Genomic DNA, 13,532 nt, shown 5'->3' with positions numbered 1-13,532 from the left:
CTTTTTTATTCAACAATTACGGCCGTCCCGCTGGCAGAAACCATAAGCATACTTCCCGAGCCGCCAATGGTTTCAAAATCCAAATCAACACCAATAACTGCGTTTGCACCCATTTTTTGAGCATTTTGCTGCAATTCTGCTAAAGCTATGTCTTTTGCTTCCCTTAACCCTTCTTCATAAGAACCTGCTCTACCGCCAACAATATCTCTAATTCCTGCGAAAATATCTTTTATGAAATTTGCTCCAATAATAGCTTCTCCAGTTACGATTCCTAAATATTTTACTACTTTTTTACCTTCTATATTTGGCGTGGTTGTTACTATCATAAAGTGTATTATTTATCTATTGATAATCTCTATACTATAATCTTTGTTTACCTTATTTTTAGATTTTGAAGGATAAAAAACAGCAGAAGATATAACCATAGTAGGTACTAAAGCTGCAGCACCTACAAGAGGCACCAGGGCAGGATTAGCATCTGCTTTATCAACCAGATACATAGAGCCAACACCGATTATAGCATAAGTCCCCACGAAAGATGCTATAGAACCAAACATAGGGAGCCTTCCGATAGAGATGATATCATTCAAAATCAATTCTAATTCCTTTTTTTTATTGCTTTCTACTACTATGGAATTTTTCTTTATCTCAGTTATTCTTCCGAAAATCCCTACTATCTCTTTGAGCTTTTTAGTATCTTCTAATTTTGCACCCGGATAAGAAACTCTTATTCTGTCCCCTATTTCGAGTATTTCGGTTTTGCCGTTTTTACGGGTTTTTTTAATAACCATGTCTGCATGGGAGAATGCAAAACAAAATAAAAGAAGTAAAGAAAGTAAGTATTTCATCATTTAATAATAATTAGATAAATTTATAAGATGTAAAAATACGTAGTTTCAACAAATTAATTATGATATACATATGTTAAGAAGAAATCTTTGTTTTGTTTTAAGTTTATTTATGTTTTATACAGCAAATGCTCAAAATAATCCTGTTATTGCCCATCGGGGAGCTTGGGCAGAAAAAACAATCCCTCAAAATTCAAGAGCGTCATTAAAAAAAGCAATAGAATTGAAGTGCTATGGATCTGAATTTGATGTTCACTTAACTAAAGACAATATATTGGTTGTAAACCACGACAATGAATTTTTAGGTAAGGATATCGCTTCGGCAACGTACAAGGAATTGCTTTCGTTAAAAATGAGCAATGGAGAGACCATTCCTACAGTTGAGGAATTTATAAAAATAGCCAAAAAGAAAAACAAGCATAAAACTAAGCTTATTTACGAAATTAAAACTTCGCCTCTGGGCAGAGAGCGAACAAAGGAAACGGTTAGAGAATCTGTTGACTTGATTAAGAAAATGAAAATGGAGGACATGACTGAATTTATTTTGTTCGATTACGAATCGGCTAAAGAATTGGTAGCAATATATCCGCAAGCAAAAGTACATTCTTTAACTCCTGTTACGCCACAGAAAATAAAGGAAGATGGCTTAACTGGCCTGGATTTCCATTTCTCTGTGTATGACAAAAATCCAACGTATATACCAGATGCGAAAAAACTAGGCTTAAAAACAAATGTTTGGACGGTAAATAAAAAAGAAGACATGGTTAGATTTTTGGATTTGGGAATCGATTATATCACAACAGACCGCGCTGCTGAACTTTTAGAAATCGTTAAGGAAAGAAATCAAAAATAGTTGATTGATTTTTAGTTGTTTAAATCTAATTTTTATATCTTTGCGCTCCCTTACGCGTAAGGGAATATTGCAAACTTTAATGAATTTAAAAAATGGCAACTAAAATTAGATTACAAAGACACGGTAAAAAAGGAAAACCGTTTTACTACATCGTAGTAGCAGATTCAAGAGCACCAAGAGATGGTAAATTCATCGAAAGATTAGGTTCTTACAATCCAAACACTAACCCAGCTACAATTGATATCAATTTTGAGCAAGCTGTAAAATGGGTTGGAAACGGAGCTCAACCAACTGATACTGCGAGAGCAATCCTTTCTTACAAAGGTGTTCTTTACAAAAATCACTTAAACGGTGGTATTAGAAAAGGCGCTTTAACAGAAGAGCAAGCTAACGAGAAATTCAATGCTTGGCTAGAAGGTAAAGATGCACAGATCAACGCTAAAAAAGCTGGATTAGCTTCTAAAAAAGAAGAGTCTAAGAAAGCTAATTTAGTTGAAGAAACTAAGAAAAGAGAAGCTAAAGCTGCTGCTATCGCTGCGAAAAACACTCCAGTTGCAGAGGAAGCAACAGAAGAAGTTCAAGCTGAAGCTGATTCTCAAGAAGAAGCAACTTCTGCAGAATAATCTTTACTGTTTTAAAAAAGAAAGGGGAACTATTTTGGTTCCCCTTTCTTTTTTAAGGTGATTGTTATTAAATTTCTATAAATAAATTCTCTTTTGCTTTTCTTACTTTTTTGTAATGCTGTACCTCATCTTCTGATGATCTGTGTCCTACTCCAGCAATTACAACAGAAGTAAGATTTTGCTCTTTTAAATTCAAAATCTCATCAAATTTAGCGGCATCAAAGCCTTCCATTGGGCTGGCATCCAAACCTAAAAGTGCAGCCGTTTCTAATAAAACGCCCAATGCAATATATGCTTGCTTGCTGTTCCAAACTTTTAATTCAGCCTCACTTCTCGAATTAACAACACTTTTCATTAACGTTACAAATCCATCTATATCTTCTACTTTCAAGCCTCGGGTTTCTGCAATGTTATGTGCATATTCGTCGATATGAGAAGCGTCGAAGTTGTCATAAACTGCAAAAACAAAAAGATGCGAAGCATCGGTGATTTGCGACTGATTATAACCCACGGCCTTAAGTTTTTCTCTTACCTCAGGATTGGTAACAACTAACACTTTATAAGGTTGTATACCGTAGGAACTAGGACTCAATTGAACGGCCGATAGTAAACTATCTAATTCTTCCTTTGATAGTTTTTTAGATACATCGTATTTTTTTGTTGCGTATCTCCAGCTTAATTTATCTAAGATTTCTTGATGTGTCATAATTTAAAATTTTATACAAAAATAGATGTTTAAACATCTAATAATTATAAATTCTTGATTCTTGACAATGAATTGATAATAATAAAGATTGATTTTGGAGCCGTTTTTGCTTAAAGAATAGTACATCACTTCAAAAAATCATCTAATTTATTATGTGTAAAACAATTATTATTTCTAACAGACTGCCTATTAAGATTACAGAAGAAGATGGAAACCTTATTTTAAAGGATAGCGAAGGTGGATTAGCAACTGGATTGGGATCAATTTACAAGCAAAACAAAAACATCTGGATCGGATGGCCCGGTCTGGACATTAAAACTGAAGAAGAAAAAGCTAAAATCACATCTAAATTAAAGGATGAAAATCTATTCCCCGTGTTCCTCGACGAGGACGAAATTCAAAATTACTATGAAGGCTTTTCTAATGAAGTTCTTTGGCCTATCTTCCATTACATGTCTACCTACGCGCAATTTGAGCAGAAATATTGGGATTATTATAAAGCAGTAAATGAAAAGTTCAGAGATGCGATTTTGGCAAACATACAACCAGGAGATACTGTATGGATTCAGGATTATCAGTTGTTGCTGCTACCAAAGTTAATTCGTGATAGCATACAAGATGTTTCAATAGGTTTTTTTCAGCATATTCCCTTTCCTTCTTTTGAAATTTTCAGATTAATTCCCTGGAGAGAGGAAATATTAAAAGGAATGCTTGGAGCAGATTTACTGGGCTTTCATACCTATGACGATGTAAGACATTTTTTAAGTTCGTGTACCAGATTATTGCAAGTACAGGGTGTAGCCAATAAGTTAATAAAAAAGGGACGAGAGATTATGGTGGATGCTTTTCCTATGGGAATAGATGCAGGAAAGTATAAAACGCTTACAAAATGTCCGGGGGTAGAGGAAATTTATCAGGAATATTTAAAGACTTTTAACGGCTTGAAAGTCATTTTGTCTATAGACAGATTGGATTATAGTAAAGGAATTATTCAGCGGATAGAAGCTCTGGAGATGATTTTAGATCGGCATCCTGAGTACATCAATAAAATAACTTTATATATGATTGTAGTTCCATCGCGAGATAGTATACCACAATATAAAGAACTGAGAGATGAAATAGACAAGTTGGTAGGAAATATAAATGCCAGGTTTAGAACCACCAGCTGGCACCCTATTCAATATTTTTATCGATCCTTTCCAATAGAATATCTTTCCGCAATATATTCAAGAGCGGATATTTGTTTAGTTACTCCTATGCGCGATGGGATGAATCTGGTAAGTAAGGAATATGTAGCCAGTAGAAGAAGAAGCTCGGGCGTACTCATTTTAAGTGAAATGGCTGGTGCATCCAAAGAGCTGGCGGAAGCAATTATAATTAATCCCAATAATATTGGAGAAATATACAGGGCAATCTTGCAGGCTTTGGAAATGCCGGAAGAAGAGCAAAGGCAAAGGATGACTGCATTAACCAACACGGTAGAAAAATTTGATATTTACCATTGGGTGAAGATATTTATGGATCAGCTTGATAAAATAAAATTAACGCAAAAACAAAATGAAACAAGAGTAATCAATGATAATGCTTTACAGAAGATTATAGCAAAGAAAGAAAATGCTAAATCCAGCCTTTTCTTACTCGATTACGACGGAACCCTAGTTGAATTCAAAACAGAGATAGATAAGGCCTCTCCAGATCAGGATTTATACGATTTATTGATTAAACTAACAGAAGGAAATAATGACGTTGTCATTATCAGCGGGCGGAAAAAGGAGACATTAGATAAGTGGTTTGGTAGCCTATCTATTGATTTGATTGCGGAACATGGCGTTTGGAGGAAAGATAAAGGAGAGAAAGAATGGACTAAAAGTACACCGGGATTAAGCAGCCAATGGAAAGAAGTTGTGAGACCAATGCTTGAATCTTATTCTGACAGAACACCGGGCTCTTTTATCGAAGAGAAAAGTTTTTCTTTAGCCTGGCATTATAGAAAAGTAGACTCCGATTTAGGGAAATTAAGAGCGAGCGAATTAGAAAATAATCTAAGTTATCTTACAAGGGAAAGTGGTTTACAGATATTGGCGGGTAATAAGGTTCTGGAAGTTAAAAGTGCAGATGTAAATAAAGGAAAGGCAGTTTTATCGCATATTTCGGATAAGAATTACGACTTTATTTTAGCTATAGGCGATGACAACACAGATGAGGATATTTTTACTAGTTTACCCCATTCAGCAATAACGGTAAAAGTAGGATCAAAAGTTACTTCTGCAAAATATTATTTAAAAAATGTAGAAGAGGCAAGATCATTATTGAGAAATATAATAGATAACAAAAAAGAAGAGGGTATTTAGCCCTCTTCTTGATTTATAAATACAAAGGCCTGTTTAATTTAATAGAAATGCGATGAGCAGCATTCATTAAACCAACATGACTATAGGCCTGAGGAAAATTACCCCATTGACTTCCCGTATTTTCATCAATATCTTCACTAAAAAGCTTCAAGTGATTACAATAAGACATTAATTTTTCAAACTGCTCAATTGCATCATCAATTCTGTTCACACAGGCCAAAGCTTCCACATACCAAAAAGCGCAAATCAAAAATGTTGATTTTGGTTTTCCGAAATCATCTGCATGCAGATACCTGTAAAAAAGCCCATTTTCAGTTTTAAGTTCTTTTTCCAATGCGAGAAGGTGTTTTTTTGCTCTGTCGGAATTCGGATCCAGATAATTCATCATAATAAGTTGCAAAGTACTAGCATCCAGAAAAGGACTTCCTACAGCATGGGTATAAACTTCTCTTTCCGGATCATAACAAGCTTCTATATGCGCAGCAGCCCTTTTCATTAATGCGATAGCTTTCTCCTCCAATTCAGAATTATTAATTGTTCTCGCAATTTTAGCTGCGGCGCTACAGCCGGCCCACTGAAAAAGATTACTGTAACAATGAATATAAGCTTGATTTCTAAATTCCCAAATCCCAGCATCCGTTTCATCTATCGTGTTTTCTATTTTTTTCAAAGCGAAGTCTACGAGTTGGGCAGAGTCTTTTCTTTCAGAAAAAATAAAGCGATGGTCGCAATAAAGGGGTAGTAAGGAAATTAATGCTTGTCCGTAAATATCATTCTGAATATGCTCATAAGCCTGATTCCCAATTCTAACAGGGCTGTTTCCAAGATACCCAGATAAATGATCGGCAATCCTTTCTTTTAAATTATCGTCCCGCGTTATGCTATATAAAGGTTGATATCGCCAGCCACCGTCAAAAGATATATTTGTTATATAATCGAAGTAATTTTCGGTTTCTTCAAAGTGGCCTATATAATTTAGTGCGCTGATGACATAATAAGTATCTCTTAACCAGCAATACCTGTAATCCCAATTTCTGCCACTTCCCGGATGTTCGGGTAAGCTTGTTGTACTTGCAGCAATTATGGCTCCCGTGTCCTCAAACTGATGGATTTTTAAAGCCAAAGCAGATCGGATAACATATTCCTGATAAAACTCCCCTATCGATGAATGTTTTATCCACGTTCGCCAATAGAATTTGGTTTTGCTTAAAAAACTCTCGCAGGTTGTTTCTATTGGGGCTTCCAGAGGTTTCCCATAAGTAAATACCAGATATTTTGTACTATCCAGAACAAAAGGTTTTTCTTCTAAAATATAAGACAGAGACACGTTGCTTGAGAGCCTGATTTTTTCGTCTGCGCCGATATATTCTATGTGATTACTTCCTCGCTGCTTTTCCAGTTTAGTTTTCCCATAGTCATAAACCGGATTGCATTTAATTTTTATTCTGGGTATGCCTTCTAAAGGTTCTATTTTTCTAACCAGCATCAAAGGCTTAAAAAATCTTTCAAATTGCTGGAAACGTGGTGCGAAGTCTGTTATTCTGTATTTACCCTGCTTCGTTGTAATTTCTGTACACAGGATGTTGGTGTTTTCTAAATAATACTGATTACTAACATATTTGTGTGGTGGGAGAATAGAAAATTCACCGCCTTTTTCATCGTCCAATAATGTCCCAAAAACAAATGAACTGTCGAATTGGGGCCAGCATAGCCAGGAAATATTAGTGTTTTGATGTACGTGAGCAATATAAGAGCAATTTCCGATTATTCCTGTCCGATAGATGTGTCTTTCCATAAAGTAACTTTTATAATAAACTTAAGTCTCTTTATTATAAAAACATGATACCGGAAATAGTTTTAATAAAAATGAATTTATCCCTTTGGGCTACTCTTTATTCCTAGCCTCCCTCCGTTTTTGCCGCCTTTCCTGGCGAAGTTCTTTTGCAGATTTTTCGATAGTATCTTTCTTCCCACCAAAGATTTCCTTTAATTTTAAAGCGGCTTGTGTTACCGAATCCTTCTTGATATTAAAGAATTTAAAAATGTCTTCATCCGAATCCTCATTAAGGCTATCAGTAGCTAAGCTGTCGGCAGGCGCTATCTGTTGTCTTAAACTTTCTCGTAATCTTACACCATAAAACCCATATGAGCTGGAATCTCGCTCTACATAGCCTTTCATGGCCATAAGCTTACCTATAAGATTAAAATAGCCATGTAAATAAGGCTTCAAAGAGCCGTCCGATTGCCAGGCGTATAAAGAAGATTTTGGTTTTGGGACAATGCTTGCTAGATAAATACTTTCGCCAACGCTAAGATCAGACGGATACTTACCAAAGTAATAATTAGCCGCTTCCTTTATCCCGTATATATTTCTTCCCCATTCAATAATATTCAGATATACTTCGAACATTCTTGATTTAGTACTTAGCTTTTGATTTTCGATAAGCCAAACAATCAACATTTCCTCAACTTTTCTGGCAATAGTCTTGTTTCTGTTTAGAAAAACATTTTTTACCAGTTGCATTGATATGGTACTCCCGCCTCTTTTAAAGGATTTCGATTTAAAATTAGTAGTAATGGATTGTTTTATTGATTTTTCAACAAACCCTCTGTGAGAAAAAAACGATGGATCTTCTGCGGTTAAAAGTGCATTTTTAAGATTTGGTGATATATTTTCCAGATGAACGAAATTAGGATTAGCATCTGAAACCAAAATATCTCTTACAGGCTTACCCTTTTCGTAAGGAGTATATACAAAATCTCCATTTATTTTTTGAAGATTGGTTTTTCCATACTGCACAATTCTAAAATCTTTACTTGGACTTAAGGTAGAGTTTAACGTAACGCTATCAGGAAGTTTGGTATCAAAATAGAAATCCAGATTATAACCAATATCACCCGCAACTTTTAAGCCTTCCAAAGATTCGAAAAGGCCCACAGGGAATGCATCCAATATATTTTGAGCTTTCTGTTGTGGTATATTCAGTTTTAAAGCATAGGTTTTATGTGGCCGCAAGGTGATCTTTACAAAAGGATTAAACTCTGCCAAGCCGGCCTTTACAACTGTAGAACTGTCTATAGAAAAGAAATCTTTTCCGATGATAAACTTCGCGTCGACGCTAGCGTTGGGAACAATAACATTATCAGATGAAATTTTTGGATGGTTAATTAAAAGATTCTTTATAGACCAATTCCCTTCAATATCCAGTGTTTTGCCATGTTTTCTTACACTTTTTAAAACCGTTTCCACGGTGTCGAAGTTAAGTTTAAGACCGTATTTTTGTTCCAAAATCGGAAGTTCAACTTTGTTATTTTCTGCAAAAAGCTTCAAGTCTATCCTCTCATCGGACGGATCGACGAATCCATTTACATGCCAAACAGCGGCTTTGCCATTGATTTCTATCTTAGAAAACAACTCCTTATTTATAATTTTAGCTTCGGGAGTGAAAATAGTCACCGATGAGGTGTCGCTTTTATAAGAAATATTAAAGTTTCTAACAGCCATGTCTTCCGGTATTTTATCTAATACCTGATGTACCAGTTTGTTGACAAAGCCAGCAAAATCGACTTCTTTATTATCTGATTTTTTTGATGAATCTTTTCTGAAAAGAAAGTCATAATTGCTGATACTGTCTTTCTTTACAAGATTTATATTTCCATTGTTAAGATACAGTTCAGCTATTTTTATTTTTCCAAATATCAGAGGGAAAAGCTTTACGTCCACGGTCAGATCATCAATTTTAGCAAGAGAATCTCTGTCCTCGGGAACTACAGTAATCTGTTTAAAATTCACTGCGGAAAAGCCGCTAAATCCATAATGTCCAAAATTGACATTTAAATTATATTGTGATTTCGCAAGAACAATGGCTTTTGAAACAGCCTTATTTAACAAAGTTTCTCTTTTCAAATAAGCATAAGTGCCCACACAAAGAAATAGACCTACGACTATAGAAAGGCCGATTATAAGAGGCTTCTTAAATTTTCTCAATCCTGATCTGCTAAAAAAACTGCTCATAAAATAATGCCGAAAAGTATTAAAAAACTTTCTAAATCAACCAATATATCTCAAAAACAAGACCTAAACGCAAATTTATGAATTGTGTTTTAGTAGCTTTGTATAAACTTTTATACAATGATTACGAGAGAAAAGGTATTAGATGCTTTAAGAAATGTTGAGGATCCGGATCTGAAAAAAGATTTGGTGACTTTAAATATGATAGAAAACCTTGTAATAGAAGGAAATAAGGTTAGTTTTTCTGTTGTGCTTACTACACCTGCATGTCCATTAAAGGAAATGCTAGAGAATGCTTGTCGAAATGCAGTAAAGCATTTTGTAAGTCAGGATGCAGAAATCAGTATACATATGACAAGCCGGGTTACGTCTCCGGTAAAACAGTTCTCTCCAAATATAAAGAATATCATAGCGGTCTCATCAGGTAAGGGCGGAGTAGGAAAATCTACAGTAGCCGCAAACTTGGCGATTGGCTTAAGCTTAAATGGAGCAAAAGTGGGTTTAATTGATGCGGATATTTACGGACCGTCTGTTCCGATTATGTTTGGTGTACAAGATGCTAAGCCTCTTGCTTCTGAAGTTAACGGAAAAACTTTAATAGAACCTATTGAGAAATATGGAGTTAAAATACTTTCATTAGGATTCTTTACAGACCCAGATCAGCCTGTACCTTGGAGAGGTCCAATGGCTTCAAACGCAGTTAAGCAATTATTTAACGATGCAGACTGGGGCGAATTGGATTATCTTGTAGTAGATCTACCTCCGGGAACTGGGGATATTCATATCACTATCACACAGGGCTATCCAATTTCGGGAGCTATTATTGTTACCACCCCTCAGCAGGTTGCTGTGGCTGATACTACTAAAGGTTTGGGAATGTTTATGATGAACGCTATCAATGTTCCAATCTTGGGTATAGTAGAGAATATGTCATATTTCACCCCTACGGAATTGCCTGATAATAAATATTATATCTTTGGTAAAGAGGGAGGAAAAAAAATGGCAGAAAAATTTAAAGTACCATTTTTAGGAGAGATACCATTGGTACAGAGTGTCAGCGAAGCTGGTGATGGAGGCCAACCAATTGCATTGGACAAAAACAGTATCATGTCCAAAATATTTGTTGATCTGGCGCAAAAAGTAGCACAGCAAATAGCTATTAATAACGGAATTGCAAAATAGGCCCAAATTCACTATTTTTATAAAAAGGAATGCATATGGAATCAAGAGATAATTTATTTAATGAGGTTGAAAGAGCGTTAGATACCATAAGACCATATTTAGTTGCCGATGGAGGAAATGTTTCAGTAGAAGAAATCACCAACGATAATGTTGTGAAGCTTAAACTATTGGGAGCATGTGGCTCTTGCCCAATGAGCTTTATGACTTTAAAAGCAGGTATAGAACAGGCCGTAAAAAAAGCTGTTCCCTCTATTACCGCTGTTGAAGCGATTAATCTGGAAGAAGCAGGTACATCAGCGGTATAATTATTGCTAATCTTTATTAGAGATACACATTAAGAGCCTTATGCTATGTGCTGAGGCTTTTTGCTTTAACAATATTTAACAGGAGATAGGCGCTTCTTTTGTTATTTTAGTTTTCTGAAAAATAAAATGATTAGGATACTGTACATATTGTTTTTTACCTTGATAACCTACGTTGCTGCGGCCCAGAATAGTGTAGATAAAAAAATAGTGCAGTTTTCTGGAGTGATTTACGATGTTGATAGCAACTCGGTAATTCCATACGTAACACTTAATAATACTACTGCGGGGAAAACCTATGCAGCGAATTATAAGGGCTATTATTCTTTTGTCGCTCACGAAGGTGATAGCATTATTTTTACGTCTATTGGTTATAAAAAAGCAGTTGTTGTTATCCCGTATAATATCAAGGATAACAAATTTACAGCTATTGTTAAGATGAAATCTGACAATATTGAATTGCCTGTAGTTCGCGTTTTTCCATGGGCAAGTACAGACGAGTTTAAGCATGATTTCATGACAATGAAATTCGCCGATGATGATTTGGAAATAGCCAAAAAGAATGTGAAGAAAACAATGTCCGATGCTATGACGTTTGGAGTTCCTATGGACGGAGCAGAAATTCAGGGCCTAAGTTTTAAAAATCAACATATAGCATTGTCCAATAAAAATATGGTACAAACGAATCCTTTGCTGAACCCTTTAGCCTGGGCGGCATTCTTAAAGCAAATTTCCGAAGGAAAAAGTAATAAATCTAAATAAGATTGAGTACTGTAATTAACAGATACATGCATGTCAATATTTAAGAAAGCTTGATGTTGAAAATATTAGCATCAAACTCTCTTTATCCAAAAAACTTATTTTCTTTTGGCTTTGGCAAACTTCATGCGGTAGCCAGGATTTACATTTCCTTTAACAATAGCATCTAATTTCCCTTTTAACATAGCTTTCTTTAAAGGGCTTATTCTGTCTGTAAATAACTTACCCTGGATGTGGTCGTATTCGTGTTGGATAACTCTCGCTGCCAATCCGTTAAATGTATCTTCATGATGAATCCAGTTTTCATCAAAATAAGAAATGGTAATTTGCTCTTTTCTAGAAACATCTTCTCTAATATCCGGAATACTTAAACAACCTTCGTTAAACTTCCACTCCTTACCACTTTCGTCGGTAATTATTGGATTGATAAATATCTTTTTAAAACTGGCCAAAGAAGCATCCTCATCTGCAAAAGGAGTCGCGTCAATTACAAATAATCTAATAGATAACCCAATCTGAGGGGCAGCCAAACCCACACCATTTGCGTTATCCATGGTTTCAAACATATTTTCTATAAGAGCAGGAAGCTCTGGATAGTCTTTTTCTATATCAACAGCGACTTTCTTTAAAACTGGGTCACCGTACGCAACTATTGGTAATTTCATTTTGCAAAATTACGAAAAATAGTTTTGCAGATTTCTATTTGAATCTAATAAGACGTACTTAATCATAAAAGCTATTAGATATTTAAAAGTTTCAGCCTGAAAGAATAAATAGAAAGCTAAGAAGTTCCCATTAAGAAAAACATTCAAAAACGATTGAATTTTGGTCGAGTCTTTTTCGGAACTGATTCGAGAAAACTATTCAAAATCTAAAAGGAATCCCTAAGCAGTTTGGTAGCTTTATCGTTGCCTAAAATTTTAAGTATAATTTGTTGACCCGTAAAGAATTGACAATTGATAATAAACGAAAAACGATGGACGAAAATCCTACTCATTTGTTTGAAGCATCTCCAAAGGAGCTTTAAAGCTTCTTTAAACGAAGGATGCATTTTAGTAAACACAGCGGTACTCCTCATTTCGTCAAGCACTAAAAACTGTATTTCTCAATCTTAATCTTGGTGGGGCTATTAAATTTCGGAAACAATCTCTTTCTTTGTTATAAATGGAGAAAAAAATCACCGCCACCATAAATTTTGTCAAGAAGGAACTAACGAAAGCAGAATCCGGTCATGATTGGTTTCATGTGGAACGTGTTTGGAAGATGGCGAAGCATATTGCAAAAGAGGAAAAAGTTAACCTCCTGGTAGTCGAGCTTGCCGCTTTACTTCATGATATTGCAGATGCTAAGTTCCATGACGGAAATGAAGATATAGGCCCTCAGAAAGCATATACATTTATTAAAACTATAGGAGTGAATGAAGATATTGCCATTCATGTTACCAATATTATTCGATATATGTCTTTTAAAGCTCAAATAGGCTCAGTCCCATTTTCATCGCCAGAGATGAATGTGGTACAGGATGCAGACAGACTGGATGCAATTGGAGCAATTGGTATAGCGAGGACATTTAATTATGGAGGCTTTAAAAACCGGTTAATTTATGATCCGGAAATAAAACCGAATCCGAACCAAAATAAAGAAGAATACAAGAATTCTTCAGCTCCTACAATAAATCATTTTTACGAGAAATTATTATTGTTAAAAGAGAAGATGAATACGCTAGCAGGAAAACGTATGGCGGAAGAAAGACATCGCTTTATGCAAAACTTTCTCGATCAGTTTTTTGACGAATGGGAAGGCAATAAATAGTTTTTGATTTATAAGTCTTATAAGTGGCTAGACAATTGCTTATTATTTGCCTGGGTTGGATTTATGAAGAGAACATAGTTTTTT

The 13,532-nt window shown here is 35.2% G+C and carries 13 protein-coding genes; 7 read left to right on the top strand and 6 right to left on the bottom strand.

What is annotated here, in order from left to right; all coding sequences use genetic code 11:
• Nucleotides 1-5 precede the first annotated feature (5 nt).
• Together PEDSA_RS15085 and PEDSA_RS15080 are read right to left on the bottom strand one after the other, a co-directional pair.
• Nucleotides 6-326, bottom strand: coding sequence for a heavy metal-binding domain-containing protein (locus PEDSA_RS15085; protein WP_013634024.1), 321 nt, complete (start codon nucleotides 324-326; stop codon nucleotides 6-8).
• 12 nt (nucleotides 327-338) lie between these two features.
• The gene (locus PEDSA_RS15080) at nucleotides 339-851 is read right to left on the bottom strand and encodes a hypothetical protein (RefSeq protein ID WP_013634023.1); all 513 of its coding nucleotides are present in this window, start codon (nucleotides 849-851) and stop codon (nucleotides 339-341) included.
• A 109-nt stretch (nucleotides 852-960) separates the two neighbouring features.
• On the opposite strand from PEDSA_RS15080, the gene PEDSA_RS15075 reads away from it, so the two are divergent.
• Complete coding sequence (locus tag PEDSA_RS15075; protein WP_245546773.1) at nucleotides 961-1,701, top strand: glycerophosphodiester phosphodiesterase; 741 nt, start codon at nucleotides 961-963, stop codon at nucleotides 1,699-1,701.
• A 92-nt stretch (nucleotides 1,702-1,793) separates the two neighbouring features.
• Complete coding sequence (locus PEDSA_RS15070) at nucleotides 1,794-2,324, top strand: 30S ribosomal protein S16 (RefSeq protein ID WP_013634021.1); 531 nt, start codon at nucleotides 1,794-1,796, stop codon at nucleotides 2,322-2,324.
• A gap of 67 nt (nucleotides 2,325-2,391) precedes the next feature.
• Here the strand turns inward: PEDSA_RS15070 and PEDSA_RS15065 are convergent, their stop codons facing one another.
• Nucleotides 2,392-3,030 carry an NAD(P)H-dependent oxidoreductase gene (locus tag PEDSA_RS15065; RefSeq protein WP_013634020.1) on the bottom strand — a complete coding sequence of 213 codons (639 nt, stop codon included), beginning with the start codon at nucleotides 3,028-3,030 and terminating at the stop codon, nucleotides 2,392-2,394.
• 152 nt (nucleotides 3,031-3,182) lie between these two features.
• On the opposite strand from PEDSA_RS15065, the gene PEDSA_RS15060 reads away from it, so the two are divergent.
• Nucleotides 3,183-5,381, top strand: coding sequence for a bifunctional alpha,alpha-trehalose-phosphate synthase (UDP-forming)/trehalose-phosphatase (locus tag PEDSA_RS15060; protein WP_013634019.1), 2,199 nt, complete (start codon nucleotides 3,183-3,185; stop codon nucleotides 5,379-5,381).
• 13 nt (nucleotides 5,382-5,394) lie between these two features.
• On the opposite strand, the gene PEDSA_RS15055 is transcribed toward PEDSA_RS15060, so the two are convergent.
• Together PEDSA_RS15055 and PEDSA_RS15050 are read right to left on the bottom strand one after the other, a co-directional pair.
• Entirely contained in the window at nucleotides 5,395-7,176 is a 1,782-nt protein-coding gene (locus PEDSA_RS15055) for a glycoside hydrolase family 15 protein (protein WP_013634018.1), read from the bottom strand.
• 90 nt (nucleotides 7,177-7,266) lie between these two features.
• Nucleotides 7,267-9,396 (bottom strand): biosynthetic peptidoglycan transglycosylase, encoded by a 2,130-nt coding sequence (locus PEDSA_RS15050; RefSeq protein ID WP_013634017.1) that lies wholly within the window; start codon nucleotides 9,394-9,396, stop codon nucleotides 7,267-7,269.
• A gap of 117 nt (nucleotides 9,397-9,513) precedes the next feature.
• Here PEDSA_RS15050 and PEDSA_RS15045 point away from each other — a divergent pair, with 117 nt between their 5' ends.
• The 3 genes from PEDSA_RS15045 to PEDSA_RS15035 all read left to right on the top strand — a co-directional run bounded on the left by PEDSA_RS15045 (nucleotide 9,514) and on the right by PEDSA_RS15035 (nucleotide 11,639).
• A complete protein-coding gene (locus PEDSA_RS15045; protein ID WP_013634016.1) occupies nucleotides 9,514-10,575 on the top strand; it encodes an Mrp/NBP35 family ATP-binding protein in 1,062 nt (353 codons plus the stop codon).
• Between the two features lie 35 nt (nucleotides 10,576-10,610).
• Nucleotides 10,611-10,880: a NifU family protein gene (locus PEDSA_RS15040; RefSeq protein ID WP_013634015.1), complete on the top strand. Its 270-nt coding sequence runs from the start codon at nucleotides 10,611-10,613 to the stop codon at nucleotides 10,878-10,880.
• A 126-nt stretch (nucleotides 10,881-11,006) separates the two neighbouring features.
• On the top strand, nucleotides 11,007-11,639 hold the full coding sequence (locus PEDSA_RS15035) for a hypothetical protein (RefSeq protein WP_013634014.1): 633 nt from the start codon (nucleotides 11,007-11,009) through the stop codon (nucleotides 11,637-11,639).
• A 95-nt stretch (nucleotides 11,640-11,734) separates the two neighbouring features.
• On the opposite strand, the gene def is transcribed toward PEDSA_RS15035, so the two are convergent.
• Nucleotides 11,735-12,301, bottom strand: coding sequence for a peptide deformylase (gene def / locus PEDSA_RS15030; RefSeq protein ID WP_013634013.1), 567 nt, complete (start codon nucleotides 12,299-12,301; stop codon nucleotides 11,735-11,737).
• Nucleotides 12,302-12,800: 499 nt separating this feature from the next.
• Here def and PEDSA_RS15025 point away from each other — a divergent pair, with 499 nt between their 5' ends.
• Complete coding sequence (locus PEDSA_RS15025) at nucleotides 12,801-13,448, top strand: HD domain-containing protein (RefSeq protein WP_013634012.1); 648 nt, start codon at nucleotides 12,801-12,803, stop codon at nucleotides 13,446-13,448.
• The last annotated feature ends 84 nt before the right edge of the window (nucleotides 13,449-13,532 follow it).

Origin of the sequence: Pseudopedobacter saltans DSM 12145, assembly GCF_000190735.1 — a bacterium.
In the GTDB taxonomy this organism is placed as follows: Bacteria; Bacteroidota; Bacteroidia; order Sphingobacteriales; family Sphingobacteriaceae; genus Pseudopedobacter; species Pseudopedobacter saltans.
This window is presented reverse-complemented; position numbering and strand designations above follow the sequence as displayed.

Coding starts and splice junctions, on each gene's coding strand:
- PEDSA_RS15050 (WP_013634017.1), bottom strand. CDS start 9,396: ATGAGCAGTTTTTTTAGCAGATCAGGATTGAGAAAATTTAAGAAGCCT.
- PEDSA_RS15065 (WP_013634020.1), bottom strand. CDS start 3,030: ATGACACATCAAGAAATCTTAGATAAATTAAGCTGGAGATACGCAACA.
- PEDSA_RS15025 (WP_013634012.1), top strand. CDS start 12,801: ATGGAGAAAAAAATCACCGCCACCATAAATTTTGTCAAGAAGGAACTA.
- def (WP_013634013.1), bottom strand. CDS start 12,301: ATGAAATTACCAATAGTTGCGTACGGTGACCCAGTTTTAAAGAAAGTC.
- PEDSA_RS15035 (WP_013634014.1), top strand. CDS start 11,007: ATGATTAGGATACTGTACATATTGTTTTTTACCTTGATAACCTACGTT.
- PEDSA_RS15080 (WP_013634023.1), bottom strand. CDS start 851: ATGATGAAATACTTACTTTCTTTACTTCTTTTATTTTGTTTTGCATTC.
- PEDSA_RS15040 (WP_013634015.1), top strand. CDS start 10,611: ATGGAATCAAGAGATAATTTATTTAATGAGGTTGAAAGAGCGTTAGAT.
- PEDSA_RS15085 (WP_013634024.1), bottom strand. CDS start 326: ATGATAGTAACAACCACGCCAAATATAGAAGGTAAAAAAGTAGTAAAA.
- PEDSA_RS15055 (WP_013634018.1), bottom strand. CDS start 7,176: ATGGAAAGACACATCTATCGGACAGGAATAATCGGAAATTGCTCTTAT.
- PEDSA_RS15045 (WP_013634016.1), top strand. CDS start 9,514: ATGATTACGAGAGAAAAGGTATTAGATGCTTTAAGAAATGTTGAGGAT.
- PEDSA_RS15075 (WP_245546773.1), top strand. CDS start 961: ATGTTTTATACAGCAAATGCTCAAAATAATCCTGTTATTGCCCATCGG.
- PEDSA_RS15060 (WP_013634019.1), top strand. CDS start 3,183: ATGTGTAAAACAATTATTATTTCTAACAGACTGCCTATTAAGATTACA.
- PEDSA_RS15070 (WP_013634021.1), top strand. CDS start 1,794: ATGGCAACTAAAATTAGATTACAAAGACACGGTAAAAAAGGAAAACCG.